1 protein-coding gene is annotated in these 233 nt (G+C 68.7%); it reads right to left on the bottom strand.

Going from position 1 to position 233, the window contains the following annotated elements; translation table 11 throughout:
• Nucleotides 1–233: hypothetical protein (locus tag SB754_RS23150; protein ID WP_410784584.1), on the bottom strand; the 233-nt coding region annotated here is incomplete at both ends.

Here is a 233-nt window from a genome sequence, read left to right as displayed (position 1 = left end):
CTTGCGCGTCAATTGTTCTGCGAACTCGGCGGCTCGCTCCCGATAGTCGGGGGGCAATTCGAACCGGGCCCCGTGCTCGGGTAGGTGCTCGGGCCGCGGGCCCTCGTCGGGCGCGATCTTGCGGAGCAGGGGTTCGGGTAGGCCCCGCCGGTTCCATTCGCGGGGATAGCCGACCGAGACCTCTTCGAAGCGGACGTCGTCGTACCAGGTGGTCCGCGGGATGTGCAGGTGTC

Origin of the sequence: Leifsonia sp. SIMBA_070 (genome assembly GCF_046534635.1) — a bacterium.
Taxonomy (GTDB): domain Bacteria; phylum Actinomycetota; class Actinomycetes; order Actinomycetales; family Microbacteriaceae; genus Leifsonia.
Note: the sequence above shows the minus strand (reverse complement) of the source record. Positions and strands in the feature narration are given on the sequence as shown.